This is a genomic window from Agromyces sp. NPDC127015 (assembly GCF_042725165.1).
GTDB lineage: Bacteria > Actinomycetota > Actinomycetes > Actinomycetales > Microbacteriaceae > Agromyces > Agromyces chromiiresistens.
On sequence record NZ_JBHXDI010000002.1, the window covers coordinates 499,767 to 522,387 of the forward strand.

A 22,621-nucleotide genomic window follows, 5' to 3' on the forward strand; every position below is an offset into this window, starting at 1 on the left:
CACCCTTGTTCATCCACTCGGAATCCCATCGGCGTCGCCGCACGCGTCGACGACGCCGTCCCCCCGGTTGAAGGCTACTTGAAGGCTTTCTTCATGACACGGCACCAGTTCTGGGGTCGACTGGGCTTCGACCCGCGCACTCCGCGCGCGGGACGGGATCGGCCGACGGAGGACGACGATGTCTGCAAAGCGCACGGCGGTGAAGACGGCGGCGGTCGTCGCAGTACTCGGATTGCTGGCGACCGGGGCATTCGCGGCGACGGGCGGGTTCGGCGGTGCCGCCGACCCCGGCGAGACCCTCGCACGCGAGTCGCTGCTCACGCCCGACGACCTCGGCGACGGGTCGTTCGACGGCCTGCAGTACGCCGATCCGGCGGAGGGCCTCGCGCTCATCGATGCGCCCGAGGCATCCAGCGACGGCAGCGCCCAGCTGTCGTACCCGCTCATCGTCCCGCAGGGACGCGGCATGACGCCCGAGCTCTCGCTCGACTACGCCTCCGCCACGGAGTCGAGCTGGGCCGGCATCGGCTGGGACCTCGGCGTCGGGACGGTCGAGGTCGACACGAGCTACGGCGTGCCGTACTTCGACGCCGACAAGGAGTCGGAGTCGTACTCGCTCGACGGTGCGATGCTCGTGCCGAACGCCCTCGGCGACGCGTGGGAGGACCGCATCGCCGACCGGCAGGACTTCACGCGCCAGGTCGAGACCGAGTACGAGCAGATCATCCGCCACGGCGACAGCCCGAAGAACTACTGGTGGGAGGTCCGCGACAAGATGGGCGGCATCCGCTGGTACGGCGCCAAGCCCGACGCCGGCGGGCCGATGGGCGGACCGCTCGGCGTGACCCGCGGGTTCGTCGAGCCCGGCCCGAACACGGGGGCGCTCGACCCCGACTCCATCGTGAAGGACGACGACGGCAACATCGTCAAGTGGCTGCTCTCGGCGCAGCGCGACGTCGGCGTCAACATGTTCCGGTACGCGTACGACACGCTGCGGTACCGCTACGACGCCTCGGTCGACGGCGGCTGGGTCGCGGATGCCTCGTGCGACGACGACGCCGACACGTTGTGCGCTCGCCACACGTTCCTGCGCAGCATCTTCTACACCGAGGCCGCCGAGGCCTCCGACGAGAACCATCCGGTCGAGGGCTACCACGAGCAGCCGCCGTACGAGATCCGCTTCATCCGGCAGACCGAACTCGTCGACCCCGCGTCGGAGACGAACGCGAAGTACCCGCTGCGCCCCGACTCGACGCTCGACGGCACCGGCCGCTACCTCGACCTGCTCGCCGAGCGGCTCGCGAGCGTCGAGGTCTGGTACGGCGACCTCCAGGTCGACGGCGGTCGGGACTACGACCAGCTCGCCACGCGCTACGACCTCGGCTACAAGACCGGGCCGTTCGGCAAGACCCTGCTGTCGACGGTGACGCAGGGCGCGGGCACCCCCGCCGCCGTCACGCACACCTTCCAGTACTTCAACGACGTCGGGTACTCGCAGGCCGGCTACGCCGGGTTCGCGACCGATCCGACGTGGAACACGGGCGAGACGGGCGCGAACGACGACCTCGGCGACCGGCTGTTCCTCGACGAGAACGTCACGGCCGGCGCGCTCGGTGGCTCCGAGTCGAACTCGGCCGAGGGCCACGCCTACATCGGGTTCAACCCCGCCATCCCGCAGAAGGTCGGCTCCTTCGGGGCATCGATCCAGGTCGGCGGCGGCCAGACCGACGGCCTCGAGGAGTTCATCGACCTCAACGGCGACGGACTTCCCGACAAGGTGTTCAAGAACGCCGGCAAGACGGACGCGAACGGCGACAAGCACGAGGTCTGGTACCGGCTGAACCTCGGCGGACCCGACGGCGAACCCGAGTTCAGCGCGCCGGTGCCGCTCACGACGCTCACCGGCAAGGGGCTCTCGCGCGACCACGAGTTCCAGCTGCAGGTCGCGGTCGAGGCGCACATCGTCGTCACCGCCTCGTTCGGCGTCGGTGGCGCGGTCGCCTGGGGCGACGTGTACTTCACCGACGTCAACGCCGACGGGCTGCCCGACCTGGTGCACGAGGGATCGGTCTACTTCAACCGGCTGAAGAACGGGGTCCCGTCGTTCGAGGCCGGCAGCACGGGCACGCCGGTGCCGCTCGCGACCGGCGGGCAGACGCCGCAGGTCGACAGCACCGAGCTCGACGCGCTGCAGCAGCGACTGCAGTCCGCATCGCCGCCGATCGACACGGTCCGGCGCTGGGTCGCCCCCTTCGACGGCACCGTCTCGATCACCGGCGCAGCGGACCTCGACTCCCCCGAGGCGGCCGCGAGCGACGACGGCGTTCGCGTCGCGATCCAGCTGAACGAGGCGAGCGAGGTCGTCGAGACGCTCGTCGCCGACGATCCCGCCACCCCCGGAGACGAATCGGTCGCGTTCGACGCGGCCACCCCGCTCGAGGTGCAGGCGGGCGACCGCGTCTACTTCCGGGTCGGCTCGATCGACGACGGCGCTCATGACGAGGTCGCGTGGGCACCGACGGTGACCTACACGGCGATCGGCGGCGACGCGGTCGTCGACGAGGGCTCGGTCGACCCGGTGCCCGACGACACCGTCGAGGTGCCGCTCGACGTCAACGGACTGTCGCAGACCGTCTACTCGATCGCCGACGACTTCACGCTCGCCGGGCGCCCGAACACGCGCGTCGTCATGCCGTACGACGGCACCGTGCGCTTCACGGCGACCGTCGTGAAGTCGAAGGCGACGAGCGACGACGTGCGGCTCGTGGTCGACCGCACGGACGCCGATCCCACGACGGTGCTGCCGGTCGCCATCCCCGACGCGGTCGGCACGCCCGACGACGGCTCGGCAGACGTCACGATCACCGACGGCGTGATCCCCGGCGACTTCGTGGGCACGATCGCGTTCACGGCGGACACGCCGGTGTCGGGTCCGGTGGCCGCCGACCCCGCCGACGCCGCCTCCGAGCCCGAGACCGACACGGTGCACGCGCACCTCGGGGTCGACTCGTCGATCGACCTCACCGCCATCTCGTGGAACCCGTCGATCCACTACACCGCGGCGACCGACGAGAACGGCGACCCGATCGAGGTGCAGCAGGAGATCGACGGCGTGCTCACCGACACGAAGCGCGTCGACCTCGCGCCCGAGATCGAGCAGTACCCGAACCGGTCGACCGCCGAGGTGCTCGCGCCGTGGACGGCCGACGACACCGAGGACTACGGCGAGCTGAAGATCGAGCACGCCGTGCTCTCGCCGATCGCCGACGAGCTGCCGAACCGCGACGTCGTGCTCAGCATCAAGAGCCGCGACGGCCTCGTCTGGAAGAAGCAGGTCACGCTCGGCGCCTCGGTCGACCAGACCTCGGTGGATCTCACGGACCCGACGGCGACGCCGCCCGACCAGTCGTTCGGGCTCGTCGACGGCGAGGAGTACTGGTTCGAGCTCAGCGTGCGCGAGCCCGCGCTCGCCGACGCGCTGTCGGCCGACGGGTTCGCGGTGACGCTGCGCACCGACGAGGCCGTCCCCGAGGAGGTGACGCCGCCCGTCGTGATGACGTGGACCGGCCGGCAGGGCATCTTCCCCCTCGCCTACCGCGGGTGGGGCGTCGCCGGCTACACGGCGAGCGCCGGCAAGGCCACCCAACCCGTCGACGAGGACGCGTTCGTGATCGACGAGGCCGCCGCGCAGTCCGCGGAGCCCGCCGACGGCTTCGAAGACCTGTGCACGGGCCCGGTGACCGAGTGCGAGGCGGAGCCCGACATCGACCCCGCCTACGCGTACCTGCCGCTGCTCGATCCCGACTCGCTCGGTGAGGGGGCATCGCCGCTCGACGCCCCGCAGTGGCGCGGCACCCGCGACAACCTCGCCGCGTCGGCCGAGCGCATGCGCTCCTCGCGCCTGTCGAGCGACACGGTCTCGCTGGGCGTCGACGACGGGGCCTCGAAGAGCGGTGTGACGCGCATCTCGGTCACCGGTCCGAGCCTCTCGCTCGGCTTCGGCTTCGGCCCGCTCGGCGGGTCGGTCGGCATCGGCCCGAGCTGGAGCCTCGTCGACTACGAGGACCTCAACGGCGACGGCTACCCCGACGTCATCACGCCCGGCAACGTGCAGTACACGAGCCAGCGCGGCATCTTCCAGAAGACCGTCGCGGATCCCACCCCGAGGAAGGGGCTCGTCAACCAGGACTTCACGGTGAACGCATCGGGCGGCCTCGACGCGGGCCTCGTCGACATCTCGGCCAACAACAAGGGCAAGACGAACACGACGCAGGGCAATGCGGCGTCGAAGGGCAGCAAGGCCTCCGACAGCGATCCGGGCCTCGGCGCAGGCTTCGGCGTGAGCGTCGGCGGCGGGTTCGACGTGTCGTTCACGAACCCGAACGAGTCGGGCCCCTCCGGCGGCCCGCTCTCGGCCGACTACGGCCCGCCCGATGCGCTCTCCGACATCCCGACCGGCGGCGGCGACACGGCGCAGATGTCGCAGGAGCTCGCCGACGTCAACGGCGACGGCCTGCCCGACGTCGTCTACACGAACCCGAGCGGCGTGTTCGTGCGCTACAACCTCGGCTACTCGTTCGCCGACGCGGTGCTGCCGCTCGCGACCGGGGGCTTCAACACCCAGGAGTCGATCGGCGCCCATGCGTCCGCCGGTTTCGCGACGCCGTGGGGCGAGTTCTCGGGCGGCGTCTCGTTCAACTGGAACTACGACATGGCCCGCTTCGCGTGGCTCGACGTGAACGGCGACGGCATCCCCGACCGCCTGCACAAGCCGTCCGCCGGTGAGCAGCCGACGGTCGAGTTCGGCACGGGGTCGGGCCTCGCGCCCGCGGTCGACTTCGGCGACTTCGCCCGCGCCGCCGGTGTCGGCGTCGCCGACCTCGGCGCGTCGCCGCAGGTGTCGTACGACCGTTCGCAGGGCATGGGCGGCGGCGTCGACTTCACCGTGTACGCCGGCCCGCTGTGCCTAGTCGCGTGCTACCTCGTCATCAACCCCGGCGCCTCGTACCAGAACTCGGTGAGCTTCTCCGAGGTCACGCTCGAGGACATCGACGGCGACGGCTTCGTCGACTCGCTCGCGTCGACCGACGACCACCAGGTGGCCGTGCAGCGCAACACGACCGGGCGCACCAACCTGCTCTCGTCGTACACGAACCCGCTCGGCGGCACGGTCAGCCTCGACTACGAGCGGTACGGCAACACGGTCGCGCACCCCGGCTCGACGTGGGCGCTCAGCCGCGTCGCGGTCGACGACGGCCGGCCCGGCGACGGTGCGGATGTCTCGGTGTCGACGTTCGCGTACGACGACCTGCGCTTCGACCGGCTGTTCCGCCAGCCGCTCGGATTCGGCAAGGTCACCGAGCAGGAGCTCGACGAGCAGGGCGTCGCCAAGCGCACCACCGAGACGGAGTACCTCAACGACGACGTGTTCGTCGCCGGGCTGCAGACCTCGATGGTCGTGAGCGACGCGCAGAGCGGCAAGAAGCTGCGCGCCGCGACGCTCGACTGGGGCATCCGCGACGTGCAGGGCGTCGCCGACGGCTTCGACCCGCTCGCCGAGGCCGACCTCGTCGACATCGACACGGCCATCCCGACCCTGACCGGAACCGAGTCGCTCACGTGGTCGTACGCGCCGCTCGTCGTCGACAGCGAGGAGCGCTACTTCGCCGCCGACGGCACGACGGTCGGCAACGAGACGAGCGTGAGCTTCACCTACGACGGCCTCGGCAACGTGCTCGAGCAGTTCGACGAGGGCGAGCTCGAGACCGATGCCGACGACGTGCTGACCGTCACCGACTACGCCGACTGCCGCATCTCGTCCTCCGAGGTCGAGCTCGACGACGGGGGCGACTACTCGGCCGGCCTCGGCTGCTTCGGCGACACCCCGTACTACCCGATGCCGAGCGACGAGCAGGCCTCGCCGATCTTCTCGCCCGACGTGTGCCCCACGTGGGTGAGCGTGCCGGCGGTCATCACCGTCTTCGACTCGGACGGCAACGTGATGCGGCAGCGCGACGGTCGCGACGCGGTCTGCGACAACCAGTCGGTGACCCACCTCGAGGAGCGCATCAGCGACACCGAGACCGCCGTCACCGAGCTGCAGTACGACTCGTGGGGCAGCTACAACCGCATCGTCTATCCCGAGGGCGAGGGCGGCGTGCGCTACGCGGTCGAGTACGTCTACGACACGAACGTGGGCCACGCGAACATCGCGGAGGTGACGGAGTACGACTTCGACAGCCAGGACGAGGTCGACGTCTTCCTCGACTACGAGGCCGACACCGATCCGGTGCCGCTGCGCACCGGCATGACCTCGACCGCGACCTTCGACTGGGCGTCGGGGGCGGTCGCGAGTCGCACCGACGCGAACGGCAACACGACGTCGTACACCTACGACGGCCTCGGTCGGCCCGCCTCGATCAGCAACCCGCTGCAGGCCGACGCCGTGACGTTCGAGTACCACCCGAACGCACCCGCATACGGCTACGCGATCGCGCGGCACGCCGACCGGTTCAACGACGACCCGATCGAGACGGTCCAGTTCGCCGACGGCACCGGCCGCATCACGCAGCAGAAGCGCGATGCGCGGGTCGTCGACGCACAGGGCGTCCCGGCCGACGGGCGCGTCGTCAGCGGCGCCGTCGTCTACGACGTCTTCGGCCACGAGGTCGAGACCTACCGGCCGACGTTCGACACGGTCGCGCAGACGACCTACGAGACGGCGACCTCGGATGTCGCGACGAAGACGGTCCGCGAGGTCAATCTGCTCGATCAGGAGACGCTGCAGACCGAGCCGGGGGCGCGGACCACGACGACGACGTACGGCTTCGGCGACGCCGAGGTCGCCGGTCACGAGGCATCCGTGATGCGAGCCGTCAGCACCGACCCGCGCGGCCGGGTGACGACGACGTTCACCGACATCCGCGGCAACGAGCTGCAGATGGACGACCAGCCGCTGAACCCGGCGACCCCCGACCCGACCGACCTGCTGGCCCCGAAGACCGCGCGCTACGGGTACGACCCCCTCGGCCAGCTGCTGCGGGTCGTCGACGTCGCCGGCAACGAGACCACCCACACCTACGACGGGGTCGGCAACAAGACCAGCACCGACACCCCCGACGGCGGCCTCGTGGAGACGTGGTACGACGCCGAGGGCAAGGTCATCAAGGAGGTCTCGGGAACGCTCCGCGAGGAGGACGTCGAGACGACCTACCACTACGAGCTGCAGAACCTCGTGAAGATCGACTATCCCGAGGACACCCCCGACGTGACGTACACGTACGGCGAGGCGGGCGCGCCCGACAACGGCGCCGGCCGGATCGTGCAGATCGACGACGCCGCTCGCGTGGTCACGCTGGGCTACGACCCGCTCGGCAACACGACGAGCCAGCTCAGCGAGATCAAGCTGCACAACTGGGTGCCCGGCGACCCGCGGTTCCAGTGGACCACCGAGTGGGAGTACGACGGGCTCAGCCGCGTCGAGACGATGACCTATCCCGACGGGGAGGTGCTGACCTACGACTACGACGCGGGCGGGCTCACCAGGTCGGTCGTGGGCGACGAACCCGGGCTCGTGAAGGTGCCCGTGCTCGACGCCGACGGCAACCCCGTGCTCGACGCCGACGGCAACCCGACGTACACCGACGAGCCGACCACGTGGCACTACGACTACGTGAACGACCGCCGCTACGACGAGTTCCTCGTGCCCGCCGCGATCGACTACGGCAACGGCGCGACGACGACCTGGAGCTACGACGAGCTGACGAGGTGGATGGACAACGTGCGCACCGTCTCGGCGGACCGGCCGCTCAAGGGCAACCCGGCGCACTACGCCGAGGTGCAGGACCAGACGTACCAGTACGACAAGGTGGGCAACCCGACGAAGTACTCGAACGACGTGCCGTCGACCGTGACGAACCTGTTCGGCAGCCCCGTGTCGATGACGTACGGCTACGACCCGTACGACCGGCTCGTCGACGCCTCGGGTTCGGCGAAGGTGTGGAAGAACACCCGCAGCTACACGTTCGACCTCGACTTCGACGACGCCGGCAACGTCGTGAAGAAGGCGCAGGTCGACAAGCTCGGAAGCAAGGTGCAGTCCGGCACCTCGTACTCGTTCAACCGCACGTTCGCGGCCGACGGCCCGCACCAGGTGAGCACGCAGGGGCAGGACACGTTCCACTACGACGCCGACGGCGAGCTCACGCAGATCGTCAACGGCACCGGCAAGAAGGCGAAGATCGCACGGGAGATCAGCTGGGACTGGGCCGGCCACATGGTGCTCGTCGACGAGTACGGCGAGACGACCGAGTACGCCTACGACGACGAGGGCCGCAGGGTCATCGAGCGCGGTCCGAACGGCGAGACGGCGTTTATCAACCCGTGGGTCACGGTGCGCAACGGCAACGAGCTCACGAAGCAGGTCTGGGTCGACGACGAGCTGATCGCGCAGCAGCGCGACCCGGGCGACGATCCGTACGCCGCCGAGGGTCAGCGCTACTTCCTGCACAAGGACCTGCAGGGCAGCACCAACGTCGTCACCGACGCGACGGGCCAGACGTTCCAGCACCAGGAGTACTTCCCGACCGGCGAGGTGTGGATCGACGAGCACTCGACGGTGTACCGCACGCCGTACCAGTACGCGGGCGCGTACACCGACGAGCGGCGCAGCCTGATGGACTTCGGCGAGCGCTGGTACGACGCGCGGCGCGAGCTGTTCCTGACCGTCGATCCGGCGCTCAGCGACCCGTTCAGCCTCATCGGCTCTCCTGAGCTGCAGGCCTCGTACGCGTACGCGGGCTCGAACGCCATCAGGTACAACGACCCGAGCGGCGCGCTCTTCACGATCGCGAAGGCCAACGACGTCGTCAGGGCGGCGTGGGACAAGAGCGACGCCGCGGGCAAGATGTCGGGCTTCGCAGCGCTCGGGGCGGTCGGTCAGGCGATGGACGCCGGCAAGGCGAACCATCTGCCGAAGGCGTTCGTGCGGCTCGGCGTGGGCATGGACCGGGATGCCGCGAAGAAGTGGCAGGACACGGCCGAGATCGCCGAGCCGAACCCGCTGATCGACATCGACCTCGACGAGGGCACCGTGAAGCTCGGCGCCCCGTACGGCAAGCGGGCGAAGTTCGGCGGCGACAAGACCGCGACGACGGCGAACGCGCCGGGCGGCGGAGGCGGCAACGCGACGGCGGGCGGCACGCCGTCGGTGAACAGCAGCCAGCCGTCGACGTCGACGGCGACCTCCGGCGGCGCCGGCGGCGGCGCCCAGGCGACGGTCGCGCCGACGACGAAGCCGCTGCCTGCGACGCCGACGAAGGCGAAGTCGAGCGGTCAGGCGAAGAAGCCGCTGCCGACACCACCGAAGACGACGGGCAGCTGAGCACGGGCCGCGGCGAGGCGTCGGCCGGGTGGGATGCCTCCGGCCGGCGCCGCGCGGATCGTCACTCCGCCGAGGGAGGGAAGTACCAGCGCTTCGGGCGCTCGTCGCGCGTGCCTCGGCCGAGCCGTCGGTCGAGGTGGCGCATGACGAGTGCGGCCGCGATGAGCGAGGCGCCGAGCGGGGGGATCGTCGCCTGGAGGACCGAGACGATCGTGACGATGAGCTCGTAGACCGCCGCCCACGACTCGGTGTTCGGCGTCACGAGCACGTTCACGATCGTGGGGGCGAGCACGATGAGCGCTCCTCCGCCGAACAGCAGGGCGATGCCCCACCACATCGTCGCCCGAGGCATCCGATCGTCGCCGTCGCCCATTGCGCCTCCTCTGCCGCGTTTCGTGCCCTCACTCTGGCAGGTCGGTCTCGACCCTGCCACCCCGGCGCAGCACCCCGCACCCGGCCGTCTCATCGAGTGGGTCGCGGCTGATCGCCCAGGCGACCGGCGGCCGATACGCCGATGCCGCACGCCTCGTCGCGGTCGGCCGGGCGACCGGTGAGCGTGCGTCGTTCACGGGTGAGGCACGGCCGCCTCGGCACCCGCACGTGGCCGCCGCGCTCCACGCCGGCGTGCTCGCGGTGGCCGCGGCCGAGGTGATCCGCCGGTTCCTCGACGGGGTCGGTCCGCGCGCCGACCGGGCCGAGCTCGACGACGCCGAGCGATTCCTCGTCGATCGGGCCCCCGCGGTCGGCGTCGACGGCCTCGCGCGGCTGGTCAAGCAGCTCGAGGCGCACCTCGACCCCGACGGCGTGAAGCCCCGAGAAGACGAGTTGCGAGCCCGTCGAGGCCTCTCCGTCTGGGAGGACGCCGCGGGCATGATCAACCTCAAGGGTGCGTTCGACCCCGCCACCGGCGCCCCGATCAAGCTCGCGATCGAGACCCTCGTGAAGGCCGAACTGCGGCGAGCGCGCGACGCGAAGCGTCCGTTCGGCGCCGCCGCAGACGAGTGCGGCGGCGGCGAGGGCGTCGACCCGATCACGGCCGAAGAGCGCACGATCCAGCAGCTGAACGCCGACGCCCTCGCCGACATCGCGCGGCTCTCGCTCACCGCGACGTCGGCACCGCCCGCGCTGCGAGCGGTCACGATCGTCGCCCGGGTGAACGCGACCGACCTCGCCGCCGGCCACGGGTTCGCGACGATCGACGGCATCGACCAGCCGGTGTCGATCGCGACGCTGCACGAACTCGCCGCATCGGCCGGCATCGCCCCGATGCTCATCGGCGACGGCCACCAGGTGCTCGAGTTCGGCCGATCCGCCCGCCTGTTCTCGGCCGCGCAGAAGATCGCCCTCGTCGAGCGCGACGGCGGCTGCGCCTGGCCCGGCTGCACCCGCCCGCCATCGCACGCCGACGCCCACCACATCGCCTGGTGGAAGCGCGACGCCGGCCCGACCGACCTCGACAACGGCGTCATGCTGTGCGCGTTCCACCACCACCGCGTGCACGACGACGGATGGCTCGTCGTCATCCGCGATCACCGCAGCTGGTTCGTGCCGCCCGTGCACCTCGACCCCGAGCAGCGACCGCGACCCGGCGATGTCGGCCCGGGGCATCCCGCGAACCGGCCACCCGACCCGGGGCGGGGTCGCATCGGGCCCGAACCGCTCGCCGACGCCGCCTGAACGCTCCCCCGGCCCAGCCGGGGGCAGCGCGTAGCGCCACCCGAGCGCGCCACGTCGCACGGTCCGAACCCCCGCCCGCGAGCGGCCTGCTCACCTGAGCACGGCCGGTAGACTGCTGGGGTCAGGCATCCGCCCCGCGGCATCCGCCACGCCGCCGTTCTCTGGAGCTCGCCACTCGTGACCACCGAAACCCCCACCACCATCGCTGCACCCTCGACGCCGGTGCTCGACACCGTCGAGGTCGCGACCGCGACGCCCGAGAAGGAGCAGCCGTACGCCGCCCTGGGCCTGAAGCCCGACGAGTACGAGCGCATCCGCAACATCCTCGGCCGCCGCCCGACGAGCGCCGAGCTCGCGATGTACTCGGTCATGTGGAGCGAGCACTGCTCGTACAAGTCGTCGAAGATCTACCTGCGCCAGTTCGGCAAGAAGGTCACGCCCGAGATGAAGCAGCACCTGATGGTGGGCATGGGCGAGAACGCCGGCGTGCTCGACATCGGCGAGGGCTGGGCCGTCACCTTCAAGATCGAGTCGCACAACCACCCGAGCTACATCGAGCCGTTCCAGGGCGCCGCGACCGGCGTCGGCGGCATCGTGCGCGACATCATCTCGATGGGCGCCCGCCCGGTGGCCGTCATGGACGCGCTGCGCTTCGGCGACATCTCGCACCCCGACACCGCGCGCGTGGTGCACGGCGTGGTGAGCGGCATCAGCTTCTACGGCAACTGCCTCGGCCTGCCGAACATCGGCGGCGAGACCTGGTTCGACTCGACCTACCAGGCGAACCCGCTCGTCAACGCACTCGCGGTCGGCGTGCTGCGCCACGAAGACCTGCACCTCGCCAACGCGAAGGGCGCGGGCAACAAGGTCGTGCTCTTCGGCGCCCGCACCGGCGGCGACGGCATCGGCGGCGCGTCGATCCTCGCCTCCGACACCTTCGCCGAGGGCGGCCCCACCAAGCGTCCGGCCGTGCAGGTCGGCGACCCGTTCGCCGAGAAGGTGCTCATCGAGTGCTGCCTCGAGCTGTTCCAGAACGACCTCGTCGAGGGTATTCAAGACCTGGGCGCGGCCGGCATCTCGTGCGCGACGAGCGAGCTCGCCTCCAACGGCGACGGCGGCATGGCGATCGTGCTCGACGACGTGCTGCTGCGCGACCCCACGCTCACGCCTGAAGAGATCCTCATGAGCGAGAGCCAGGAGCGCATGATGGCGATCGTGAAGCCCGAGAAGCTCGAGGGCTTCCTGAAGGTCGTCGAGAAGTGGGACGTCGAGACGAGCGTGCTCGGCGAGGTCACCGACACCGGGCGCCTCAGCATCATGTGGCACGGCCAGGAGATCGTGAACGTCGACCCGCGCACCGTCGCCGTCGACGGCCCCGTCTACGAGCGCCCCGTCGCCTACCCGTCGTGGATCGACGCCCTGCAGGCCGACACCGCCGCGAAGCTCGACCGCCCGGCCACTCCCGACGAGATCCGCGAGCAGTTCCTGAAGCTCGTCGGCTCGGCCAACCAGGCGGATGCCGCGTGGGTGACCAACCAGTACGACAAGTACGTGCTCGGCAACACCGCGCTCAGCCACCCCGACGACGCCGGCATGGTGCGCGTCGACGAGGAGTCGGGCCTCGGCGTCTCGGTCGCGACCGACGCGAACGGCCGCTACTCGCAGCTCGACCCGCGCCAGGGCGCGAAGCTCGCCCTGGCCGAGGCCTACCGCAACGTCGCCGTGACCGGCGCGAAGCCGATGGGCGTGAGCGACTGCCTGAACTTCGGCTCGCCCGAGAACCCCGAGGTCATGTGGCAGTTCTCCGAGACCGTCGAGGGCCTGAGCGACGCCTGCCTCGAGCTCGGCATCCCCGTCACCGGCGGCAACGTGAGCTTCTACAACCAGACCGGCGACGTGCCGATCCACCCGACGCCCGTGATCGCCGTGCTCGGCGTGATCGATGACGTCGCCCGGCGCATCCCGTCGGGCTGGCAGGACGACGGCCACAACATCTACCTCCTCGGCGACACGACGGCCGAGCTCGACGGTTCGGCCTGGGCCGACGTCGTGCACGGCCACCTCGGCGGCCGCCCGCCGGCGGTCGACCTCGCCGGTGAGAAGGCGCTCGCCGAGCTGCTCTCGGCGGCCACGATCGAGGGCCTCATCGACTCGGCGCACGACCTCTCCGACGGCGGCCTCGCGATCGCCCTCGCCGAGGCGGTCTCGCGCTTCGGCGTCGGCGCCCGCGTGTTCCTCGGCGAGGTCACGGGCGACGCCGGCATCGATCTCGCGACCGCGCTGTTCAGCGAGTCGGCGGGCCGTGTCATCGTGACCGTCCCCCGGGAGGACGACGTGAAGTTCCGCGGGCTCTGCGAGGGTCGCGGCTATCCGGTGCGCCGCATCGGCGTGACCGACGCCGCATCGCAGTCGCTCGAGGTGCAGGACGCGTTCACCGTCTCGATCGACGAGCTGCGCGGCGTCAACCGCGCCCCGCTCGCCGACGCGTTCGGGCCGGTCGTCGGCTACTGAGCCGGTCGTCGAGCGGCGATGCGAATCGAGACCCCATGACCGAGACCGAGCACTACACCGACGCGTACGCGTCGACCCACGGCAGGTTCACGGTCGTGCCCGCCGCGTACGTGCTGCTCCGCCGCGGCGACGAGGTGCTGCTGCAGCTGCGCCGCGGCACGGGCTACTACGACGAGCACTGGGCGTTCGGCGCGGCCGGCCACGTCGAGGCGGGCGAGTCGCTGCCCGCGGGCGCCGCCCGCGAGGCGCTCGAGGAGCTCGGCGTCGAGGTCGCGCCCGACGCGCTCGAACTGCTGACGCTCATGCACCGCACCGACGGCTCCGGGCGACCGATCGAGCAGCGCTTCGACGTGTTCTTCCAGGTGCGCGAGTGGTCGGGCGAGGCCCGCATCATCGAGGCGCAGAAGGCCGCCGCCCTCGAGTGGTTCGCGCTCGACGCGCTGCCCGAGCCCGTCGTGCCGCACGAGCGCCAGGTGCTCGAGGCGCTGCGCGACGGACGGCTCGCGCCGGTCAGCCTCTTCGGCTTCACGGAGGCCTCGAATGCAGGGCAGTGACCTCGCCTTCATGGGCATCGTGGCAGGCGGCGCGATCGCGCTCTTCGCGGTCATCATCCTCGTCGGCGTGATCATGCGCGCCGTGAAGGCGCCGCGCGGGCAGCGGATGCGCGAGGCCTTCGGCCCGTTCGCAGGCGCCGGCGAGAAGTACCAGGAGCTGCACACCGGCCAGGAGGGCCTGCGCGACTCGATGATGCGCACGATCCAGGAGCAGAGCCAGCAGGGCGGCGAGCGCGGCGACTCGGGCGACCCCGGCACCGGCACCGGCACCGGCAGCAGCCCCACGGCGAACGATGAGGATGCCTCCGGCGCGGCCGGGGATCCCGATCGTCCATCCGACGCCCCCAGGGCCTAGCACCCCGACCTCGGCGGCTCATCGTCCACCACGTGGCCCCGCCCACATGCCGACCCACTCTTCCGGCCCCAGATCCCTCGGCCGTCGGCGTCCGAGCGCGCGGGTCCGGCCGCCGAAGACGTCGGCGACCCACGCCTGGTAGTCACGCCGGCGGGCGACCGGCACGAGCGGCCGCCGGCGCCGGCGGATCGTGAACAGGCCGCCGTCGACCGAGGGCGCCGGCCGGAACGCCGCGCGCGGCACTCGCCCGTCGAGGTCGAACTCGTACCACGGCGCCCACTGCACGGTCAGCTGGCTCGTACCGCCGACGCCGCACCGGCGACGGGCTGCCTCCCACTGCGTCAGCAGCACGGCCTCGGTCCAGCGATGCCGGGCGAGCAGCATCCGCAGCATCGCCGTCGTGACGTGGAATGGGATGTTGCCGACGACGACGTGCGGCTCGGCGGGGTAGCGCCAGTCGAGGGCGTCGGCGGTGACGATGCGGGCGCGGCGGCCGAGGCGCACCCGCAGCGCCTCGGCCCGCGCGGGATCGATCTCGATCGCCGTCAGCGGGCGATCGAGCGCTGCGAGCCGGTGCGTGAGCGCACCGCCGCCGGCGCCGAGTTCGACGATGGGTCCGTGAGTCGCCGCGACGAGCGCGACGATCCGGCCGACGACCTGCCGGTCGACGAGGAAGTTCTGGCCGAGTTCGTGCCGGCCGCCGACCGGCGCGGTGTCGCCGGATGGACGGCGCGACGGACGAGACGGTGTCCCGCCCGACGAACGACGTGATGAATGAGATGACGATCGAGGGGTGTGCACTGCAGCTCCGCTGGCGAGAGATCCGAGCGGCCGGGCACGACGAAGGTGCGCCGGCCAGGGTCACTTGGCTGGCTGAGGCGAAGGGTCTCGGAAATCGGTCGACGCTCCGCCTCAGGCGGTGCGGGGCCGAATCACCATCGTGGAGAACATGCAGGACACGGTCGAGCAGCCTAGCAGCGGCTCCCGCCCCACGGCCAATGCCCGAGCGCGCCGACGACGCGGGGCTGGCGGGGAGCGGGCGGCGCGGACTACCGTGAACCCGACGACCTCGTCACGGTGCGTCGCAGAGGAGCGCCCAATGGGCAAGGTGGTCATGTACGGCTCGGTCTCGGTCGACGGCTTCATCGCGGACGACGACGACCAGCCGGGTCCCCTGTTCGACTGGTTGACCAACGGCGACGTCCCGTTGGACGAGAGCGGCGTGCTGAAGGTGTCGCAGATCTCCTTCGACTACACCCGGCCGTACTGGGACCAGGTCGGCACGACGGTCGCCGGCCGCCGCGTCTTCGACCTGACCGACGGCTGGGGCGGGCAGCCCCCGAGTGGAATCGAACACGTGGTCGTCGTGACCCACCGGCCGGCGCCCGAGGGCTGGGACGCCGAGGCGCCGTTCCACTTCGTCGACGGCGTCGAGGCCGCCGTCGCCGAGGCCCAGCGGCTCGCGGGTGACCGCATCGTCGAGGTCGCCGCCGGCGACGTCGGCGGCCAGGCGCTCGCCGCAGGCCTGGTCGACGAGGTGCGAATGGACGTCGCACCCGTCGTGTTCGGATCAGGCAAGCGGTACTTCGGGTCGGTCGACGCGCAGCAGCTGTTGGAGGATCCGGATGCGGTGATCCAGGGCGACCGGGTGCTGCACCTGCGCTTTCCGGTGCGACGTCGTTCGATCTGAGCGCACCCCTTCGGTCTCGCTCCGGCGTGATTTCTTCCGCCGATCGCTCAGGTACCCGTCGGCGGCGACGCCAGCAGCTCCACACGATCGGCGAGGTAGCTCGCGGCGTCGGCGAGCGCGTCGGGCTGCGTCGGGTTCCAGCGCACGAAGGCGGTGTCGCCCCGCAGCACCAGCGGCCCGGCCGCCCCCTCGCGCGCGAGCGCGTCGAGGTCGACGGCTGCGGCATCGAAGTCGACGGTCTCCCCCGGGGTGATGCCGCCCTTGACCGCCGCGGCCTGCCATCCACGGTGCTCGGCGACACTGTCGGCGAGGACGCTGCGCCGCGCGGGCAGCTCGGCCCGCACGACGTGCCCAGTGGCGTACGCCGATCCGTCGGGCGCGACGAGCAGCACTCCGAGCCGCCACACGCGGCCGAGCTGCGCCATCCGCGGTGCCCGCGCGACCCCGAGCACCCGCCGCGGCTCGACGAGCTCCGCGAGCACCTCGGTCCGCGCCCCCGCCTCGGCGAGCCGGGCCGACGCGGCCTCGAGGTCGCGGCGCAGTCGTGCGACCGCGGCGCCGGCGAGCTCCCGCTCCGTGGCATCCGTCATGGCTCAATGCTGCCGCGCCCGCGCCGCGAACGGTAGTCGGCCGCGCCCGCCGCTCAGGCGCGCTCGGCGGGGTGGGGCACGACGCGACGTCCGGGTGCGACGCCGACCCGCACGTACTCCCCCGTCGACGCCTCGGCGAGCGCCACGTCGAGCTCCTCGAGCCCGTGGGTGATGCCCACGAGCTCGTCGAGCGGCAGCGACATCCACGACCGCTCGAGAAAGGCCACGGCCCGCTCGAGCTGCGCGCCCGTGTAGTTGTGCACCCCCGTGATCGTGACGAGCCCGCGCACCAGCCGCTCCGGGTCGAGCCGCAGCTCGGTACCGGGCGACACGCTGCCGACGAGCACCACGACACCGCCGACGCCCACGGCGCCGATGGCGCCCAGCACGGCGGGCGGCGCCCCGGAGGCTTCGATCGCGACGAGCAACTCGGGGATGCCTCGGGCGGCGAGCCGCTCGAGCACGGAATCGAGGTGCTCCTCCGCGCCGCGGGCGGCTCCCGGGTCGACCGCGATCGCCCCGAGCCGTCGCGCGAGCGCCCGCCGCGAGGCATCCGGTTCGGAGACGACGACCTCGGCGCCCGCCTCGCGTGCGATCGCCGCGACGCTGAGCCCGATCATGCCGCCGCCCGTGACGAGCACGGCCGCTCCCGCGAGCGGCACGCGCTCGGCGGCCGCGTCGAGCGCCGCGACCGCGGTCGCGGTCGCGCACGAGGCCGGTGCGGCGACGAGTGCCGGCACCTGCTCGCCCACCCGCACGACGGCGGTGCCCGCCCTGAGCTGCACGTGGGTCGCGAAGCCGCCCGAGAGCTCCCATCCGCGATGCACCTTCTCATGCCCGTACTTGGCGAGCGATCGGCACTTCTGCTCGAGTCCGCGCCGGCAGCGGTCGCAGTCGCCGCAGCTCACCGCGACCGACCAGACGACCCGGTCGCCGAGCTCGAGCGCCGAGCCGTCGGCGCGCACGGCGCCGTCGCCGACCGCGACGACCCGGCCGACCTGCTCGTGTCCGAGCACGAGCGGCGCGGGTGCGGGCCGGTCGCCGCGCACCGTGTGCACGTCGGAGCCGCAGACGGTCGCGAGTTCGACCTCGACGAGCGCCTCGCCCTGCGAGAGCCGTACGCCGGGGGCCGCGAGCGCCTCGTGCGGTCGGCCCGGTTCGTACCAGACCATCGCGACCGGAGCGGGTCGTAGCAGCAGGTCGGGCCCCGCGGCCCGCACGACGGTGTGCACCCGTCCGCCCTACTCGCCGTGCAGGCCGAGCAGCGCCGGCAGTTCGGCGACGCTGGCGATGACCGCGTCGGCGCCGGCTGCTTCGAGCGAGTTCCGGTCGTGCGCCCCGCTCAGCACCCCGACGACGAGCCCGGCCCCTGCGGCGACACCCGACTCGATGTCGCTCACGGTGTCACCGACGACGACCATCGCGTCGACCGCGCTCGTCGCGGTGCGCAGCAGCGCGGTGAGCGGCAGGTCGGGGTGCGGGCGCCCGCGGCCCGCGTCGACGGGCGAGAGCGCGAGGTCGGCGAGCCCGTGCCAGTCGAGTGCGTCGAGGAGGGCGTCGCGGGTCGCCGGCGAGAACCCGGTGGTGAGCACGACGGAGGCGCCCGCGTCCCGCAACCGCTCGATCACGCGCGCGGCGCCGGGGATCTCGGCGACGCCCTCGCTCGCGACGAGTTCGGCGTAGGCGCCCTCGAACTCGGCGTTCGCATGCTGGGCGGCGTCCTCGTCGCCGCCCGAGAGCACGCGGAAGACCTCGATCTTCGACTGGCCCATCGTGTCGCGCACGTACTGCAGCGCCTCGTCGAGATCGTCGCCCGCGGCGATGATGCCGCTGCGCTCGGCGGCGAGCACGAACGCCCGCTCGACGATGCCGTCGTCGACGACGGTCGTGCCGGCCATGTCGAGCACGATGAGCTCGATCTCGCCGTCCTCGTCGTCGAGGTCGTCGGGATCGGCGAGCTCCGCCGCCTCGTCGAGCTCGGCGAGCTCGTCGTCGGTCTCGTCGCGGAGATCGCGGACGTCGTCGGTCTCGATACGGGTCTCGATGGTCATGGTCGGCCTTCCTGGGAGGTGGTCTGGGTCGCGGGATGCCTCGGCGCCGGCGCGCTCGGCAGGGTCGCCGCGGCGGCGAGCGGTGCACCGGCATCGTCCGGCTCGCCGTCGAGCGCACGGCTGACGACGTGCTCGGCGAGACCGAGCCCGCACGTCATGCCGATGCCGGTCGTCGCGGCGACGAGGTGCACGCCCGGCTCGACGCGCTCGACGAGGAACTCGTCCGGTGCCGATGCGTAGACACCCTGCCAGCGCTCGATGACGCGCGGCCGACCCGTGCCGAAGAGCTCGGCCGTCACCTCGAGCAGCGCCTCGAACGCCGCCTCGCCCTGGAACGGCTCGATCGACTCGCCGCGGTAGTGCGTGTCGCCGACGATGAGCGACCCGTCGGGCAGTTGCGTGTACATCTGGTTGAGGTCGAGAGCGGCGAGATCGGGTCGCTCGGCATGCAGGCGCGCACGGAGGCGGGTCGCGGCATCCGTCGCCGCGAAGGCGCCGTACCGCACGAGCGACCAGCCCGTGAGCAGCGGTGCCGCGAGGGGTGCACGAAGGCCGGCGGACACCCGAAGCATGTCGAGCCCGCACCGCACGATGCCGCGCGCCTCGGCGAGCTCGGGGTAGAGCAGGTCGACGTCGTGGTTGACCGCCACGACGACCTCGCCCGCGTCGATCGGCCCCCGGCCGGTCTCGACTCGGGCGGCACCGCCGACGGAGTCCGCGCCCCGCACGCGGGCGACGTTGGTGCGTCGACGGAACTCGACCCCCGCCGCCTCGAGGTGCGCCGCGATCGCTCGCAGAGCCTGCCGCGGGTTCGCCTGCAGGTCGTGCGGCAGGAACGCCCCGCCGGCGAGCACGCCGGGCGCGACCGGCATGCGGCGCCCCGCCTCTGCGGCGTCGAGCAGCTCGACCTCGTCACCGCGGAGTGCCGCGAGCTCGGCCAGCACGGCCGTCTCGTCGTCGCTCCGGGCGGCGACGAGGGTGCCCGATTCGCGCACCCAGACACCCGCGTCGCGCGCGAGCCCGAGCCAGAGCTCGCGCGAGGCGAGCGCGAACTCGCGCGCGCGGCCGTGCTGCGGCGTGAAGCAGAGATGGCCGAAGTTGCGGATCGACGCGCCCGTCGGCTCGCTGCCCCGCTCGATCACGACCACGCGCTGCCCGCGCCGGTGCGCGGCGAGTGCGGCCCCGAGGCCGACGACCCCCGACCCGACGACGGCGACGTCGAACGCGCGGCCGCGCCCGGCGCCGTCGCGCTGAACGCCCTGCGCCGCCCCGCCGGTCACCGTCCCGCGCGTCATCGGAACACCCGCCGCATCCACATCGCGACGCCCTCGACGACGAGCACGGTCACGAGCAGCATGAGCACGATGGCGGTGACCGCCTGGTAGTTCGAGCCCTGGCCCGCATTGAGCAGGTAGTAGCCGATGCCGCCGCCGCCGACGATGCCGAGGATCGTCGCCGCGCGCACGTTCGTGTCGAGCAGGTAGAACCCGTGGCCGAGGAGCGCCGGCGTGCCCTGGGGCAGGGTGGCCGAGGCGTACACCTGCGTGCGGGAGGCGCCGGTGGCCGCGAGCGCCCGCTCGGGCCCCGCCTTCACCTCCTCGAACGAGTCGGCGATGAGCTTGCCGGCGAGGCCGATGCCGCCGAAGGCGAGCGCGAGCGTGCCGGCCTGCGCCCCGAGTCCGGTGATCACGATCAGCACGATCGCGAGGATCACCTCGGGCACGCCCCGGATCACGACGAGCAGGAACCGCATCGACGTGCGGACGGTGCCGTTCGGGGCGACGTTGCGGGCGGCGAGCGAGCCGACGACGACCGAGACGACGAGGGCGAGCAGGGTCGCGGCGAGCGCGATGCCGATCGTCTGGCCCATCGCACCGAACATGGTGGCGGCGTCGTAGTTGCCGAAGCTGGGCGGCCAGAACTGCACGGCGACCGCGGGCATCTTCGCCCACACCGTGACGAGGTCGCCCCACTGGATGTCGCAGATGAGGATGCTGCCGACGACGACGGCCGCGGCGATCCACCCCCACGCGGTGCTGCGCACCCGCGACGCGGTCCAGGGGCGTCGGAGCGCGGCATCCGGAGTGGTCGCCCGAAGCGGCCCGCCCGAGGCGCGGCCGCCCGTGAGCATCGCCTTGCGCACCGCGCTCGAGACGACCTCCATCGCGACGCACAGCGCGAACATGACGATCGCGATGCCGATGCCGAGCGAGTAGTTCAGCGACTTGAACGCGAACGACATCTCGAGGCCGAGGCCGGCGACGCCGACGTAGCCGAGCACGACCGAGCCGCGCAGGTTGATGTCGTTGCGGTGCAGCACGGTGGCGACCCACGACGGCAGCACCTGCGGCAGGATGCCGCTCGTGAACTCCTGCCACCTCGAGCCGCCCGCCGCACGGATGGCGAGCCTCGGCCCCTCGTCGATCTGCTCGATGGCGTCGGCGAAGAGCTTCGAGATCATGCCGATCGAGTGGATGCCGATCGCGAGGATGCCGGGAAGCGTGCCGAGCGAGAACATCAGCACGAACACCATCGCGAGCACGACGTCGGGCACGGCACGGGTGAAGACGCCGACGAAGCGCCCGAACGCCCGCCAGCCGGGCCCGGGCGTCGTGTTCGCCGCCGAGAGGTAGGCGACGGGCACCGAGATCACGGCGGCGAGCAGGGTGCCGCAGAGCACGAGCCCGACGGTGAGCGCGGTGAGGTATGCGAGCTCGGCCGGCTCGGGGAAGGTGATCGGGCCGACGCGGGCGAAGAACCGCTCGGCGTTGTCCCAGCTCTCCACCATGCCGGTGATCGAGATGCCCGACTGGGCGACGGCGACGACGGCCATGCCGACGATCGCGACGAGCGTCAGGGCGGCCGCGACGCGCTCGGGCGACACGATGCGGCGCGGTGCGCGCTCGGCGATCGAACCCGGCGGGGATGCCTCGGCCGGACGTTGCCCGGAGGCGAGGAGCGCGGTCATCAGCGGGCCGGCTCCGGCTCGGCCGCGACATCCGCGAGCTCGCGTTCGATCGCCTCGAGCTCGGCGGTCGCGGTCGCGACCCGGCCGTAGATCTCCATGACCTCGGCCTTGGTGAGCCCCGATGCCGGGGTGTCGAGCACGACCTCGCCGTGGCGGAGCCCGACGATGCGGTCGCCCCACGAGAGCGCGAGGTCGACCTGGTGCAGGCTGCAGACGACGGTGAGCCCCGCGTCCATCGCGATCTCGCGGATGAGGGCCATGACCTGCTCGCTCGACTCGGGGTCGAGCGAGGCGACCGGCTCGTCGGCGAGCAGGATCTCCGGATCCTGCATGAGCGCCCTCGCGATCGCGACGCGCTGCTGCTGCCCGCCCGACAGGGTGTCGGCGCGCTGGTAGGCGCGGTCGAGCAGGCCCACCCGGTCGAGGTGGGCGAGGGCGGCGAGCTTCAGCCGCCTCGGGTAGCTCCAGAGGCCGAGACGCGGCCCGCGGAGCTCGGCGAGCGCGCCCGTGAGCACGTTCTCGAGCACGGTCAGCGAGGGCACGAGCTCGAACTGCTGGAAGACGAAGCCGATGCGGCTGCGCAGGGCCCGGAGGCGCCGGCCGGACAGGCGCGGCACCTCCCGGCCGAGCACGCGCACGGATCCGGACGTCGGGATCTCGAGGCCGTCGAGGTGCCTGAGCAGCGTCGACTTGCCCGAGCCCGACAGTCCGAGCAGCACGACGATCTCGCCGCGGGCGACCTCCAGCGAGGCATCCCGCAGTGCGACCGTGGTGCCGAACCGCTTGGTGAGGCCATCGACCTCGATGAGGGCGCTGCCCTCGGTGACGGCGGTCTCGCTCATG

At 71.9% G+C, this 22,621-nt stretch carries 14 protein-coding genes; 6 read left to right on the forward strand and 8 right to left on the reverse strand.

The genetic code is table 11. The features are described 5' to 3' along the window. Positions 1 to 178 precede the first annotated feature (178 nt). Positions 179 to 9,382, forward strand: coding sequence for a SpvB/TcaC N-terminal domain-containing protein (locus tag ACFWGP_RS08585; RefSeq protein WP_376930665.1), 9,204 nt, complete (start codon positions 179 to 181; stop codon positions 9,380 to 9,382). Positions 9,383 to 9,443: 61 nt separating this feature from the next. Here the strand turns inward: ACFWGP_RS08585 and ACFWGP_RS08590 are convergent, their stop codons facing one another. Next, positions 9,444 to 9,755, reverse strand: a complete 312-nt coding sequence (locus tag ACFWGP_RS08590; protein WP_275505201.1) for a hypothetical protein — start codon at positions 9,753 to 9,755, stop codon at positions 9,444 to 9,446. Between ACFWGP_RS08590 and ACFWGP_RS08595 the strand changes: the two genes are divergently transcribed. From ACFWGP_RS08595 to ACFWGP_RS08610, 4 genes are all read left to right on the forward strand, one after another. Then, positions 9,755 to 11,059: a DUF222 domain-containing protein gene (locus ACFWGP_RS08595; RefSeq protein WP_376930666.1), complete on the forward strand. Its 1,305-nt coding sequence runs from the start codon at positions 9,755 to 9,757 to the stop codon at positions 11,057 to 11,059. The genes ACFWGP_RS08590 and ACFWGP_RS08595 overlap by 1 nt on opposite strands. A gap of 177 nt (positions 11,060 to 11,236) precedes the next feature. Further along, complete coding sequence (gene purL, locus ACFWGP_RS08600) at positions 11,237 to 13,570, forward strand: phosphoribosylformylglycinamidine synthase subunit PurL (protein ID WP_231429664.1); 2,334 nt, start codon at positions 11,237 to 11,239, stop codon at positions 13,568 to 13,570. Positions 13,571 to 13,605: 35 nt separating this feature from the next. Further along, entirely contained in the window at positions 13,606 to 14,124 is a 519-nt protein-coding gene (locus ACFWGP_RS08605) for an NUDIX domain-containing protein (protein WP_231429663.1), read from the forward strand. After that, on the forward strand, positions 14,111 to 14,479 hold the full coding sequence (locus tag ACFWGP_RS08610) for a hypothetical protein (RefSeq protein ID WP_231429662.1): 369 nt from the start codon (positions 14,111 to 14,113) through the stop codon (positions 14,477 to 14,479). The genes ACFWGP_RS08605 and ACFWGP_RS08610 overlap by 14 nt, the downstream gene beginning before the upstream one ends. Positions 14,480 to 14,497: 18 nt before the next feature. Here ACFWGP_RS08610 and erm read toward each other — a convergent pair whose 3' ends face one another. Then, complete coding sequence (gene erm, locus ACFWGP_RS08615) at positions 14,498 to 15,280, reverse strand: 23S ribosomal RNA methyltransferase Erm (RefSeq protein WP_231429661.1); 783 nt, start codon at positions 15,278 to 15,280, stop codon at positions 14,498 to 14,500. Positions 15,281 to 15,578: 298 nt separating this feature from the next. Between erm and ACFWGP_RS08620 the strand changes: the two genes are divergently transcribed. Beyond that, positions 15,579 to 16,169, forward strand: a complete 591-nt coding sequence (locus ACFWGP_RS08620) for a dihydrofolate reductase family protein (RefSeq protein WP_231429660.1) — start codon at positions 15,579 to 15,581, stop codon at positions 16,167 to 16,169. A 47-nt stretch (positions 16,170 to 16,216) separates the two neighbouring features. Here the strand turns inward: ACFWGP_RS08620 and ACFWGP_RS08625 are convergent, their stop codons facing one another. The 6 genes from ACFWGP_RS08625 to phnC are packed head-to-tail and all read right to left on the reverse strand — an operon-like array spanning position 16,217 to position 22,620. Next, positions 16,217 to 16,759 carry a hypothetical protein gene (locus ACFWGP_RS08625; protein WP_231429659.1) on the reverse strand — a complete coding sequence of 181 codons (543 nt, stop codon included), beginning with the start codon at positions 16,757 to 16,759 and terminating at the stop codon, positions 16,217 to 16,219. 53 nt (positions 16,760 to 16,812) lie between these two features. After that, a complete protein-coding gene (locus tag ACFWGP_RS08630) occupies positions 16,813 to 17,991 on the reverse strand; it encodes an alcohol dehydrogenase catalytic domain-containing protein (RefSeq protein WP_231429658.1) in 1,179 nt (392 codons plus the stop codon). Between the two features lie 9 nt (positions 17,992 to 18,000). Then, positions 18,001 to 18,810, reverse strand: a complete 810-nt coding sequence (locus tag ACFWGP_RS08635; RefSeq protein WP_376930667.1) for a phosphonatase-like hydrolase — start codon at positions 18,808 to 18,810, stop codon at positions 18,001 to 18,003. Continuing rightward, a complete protein-coding gene (locus ACFWGP_RS08640; protein ID WP_376930668.1) occupies positions 18,807 to 20,105 on the reverse strand; it encodes a TIGR03364 family FAD-dependent oxidoreductase in 1,299 nt (432 codons plus the stop codon). The genes ACFWGP_RS08635 and ACFWGP_RS08640 overlap by 4 nt, the downstream gene beginning before the upstream one ends. After that, on the reverse strand, positions 20,102 to 21,778 hold the full coding sequence (gene phnE / locus ACFWGP_RS08645) for a phosphonate ABC transporter, permease protein PhnE (protein ID WP_376930669.1): 1,677 nt from the start codon (positions 21,776 to 21,778) through the stop codon (positions 20,102 to 20,104). The genes ACFWGP_RS08640 and phnE overlap by 4 nt, the downstream gene beginning before the upstream one ends. After that, positions 21,778 to 22,620, reverse strand: coding sequence for a phosphonate ABC transporter ATP-binding protein (gene phnC, locus ACFWGP_RS08650; protein WP_376930670.1), 843 nt, complete (start codon positions 22,618 to 22,620; stop codon positions 21,778 to 21,780). The genes phnE and phnC overlap by 1 nt, the downstream gene beginning before the upstream one ends. Between the last annotated feature and the right edge of the window lies 1 nt (position 22,621).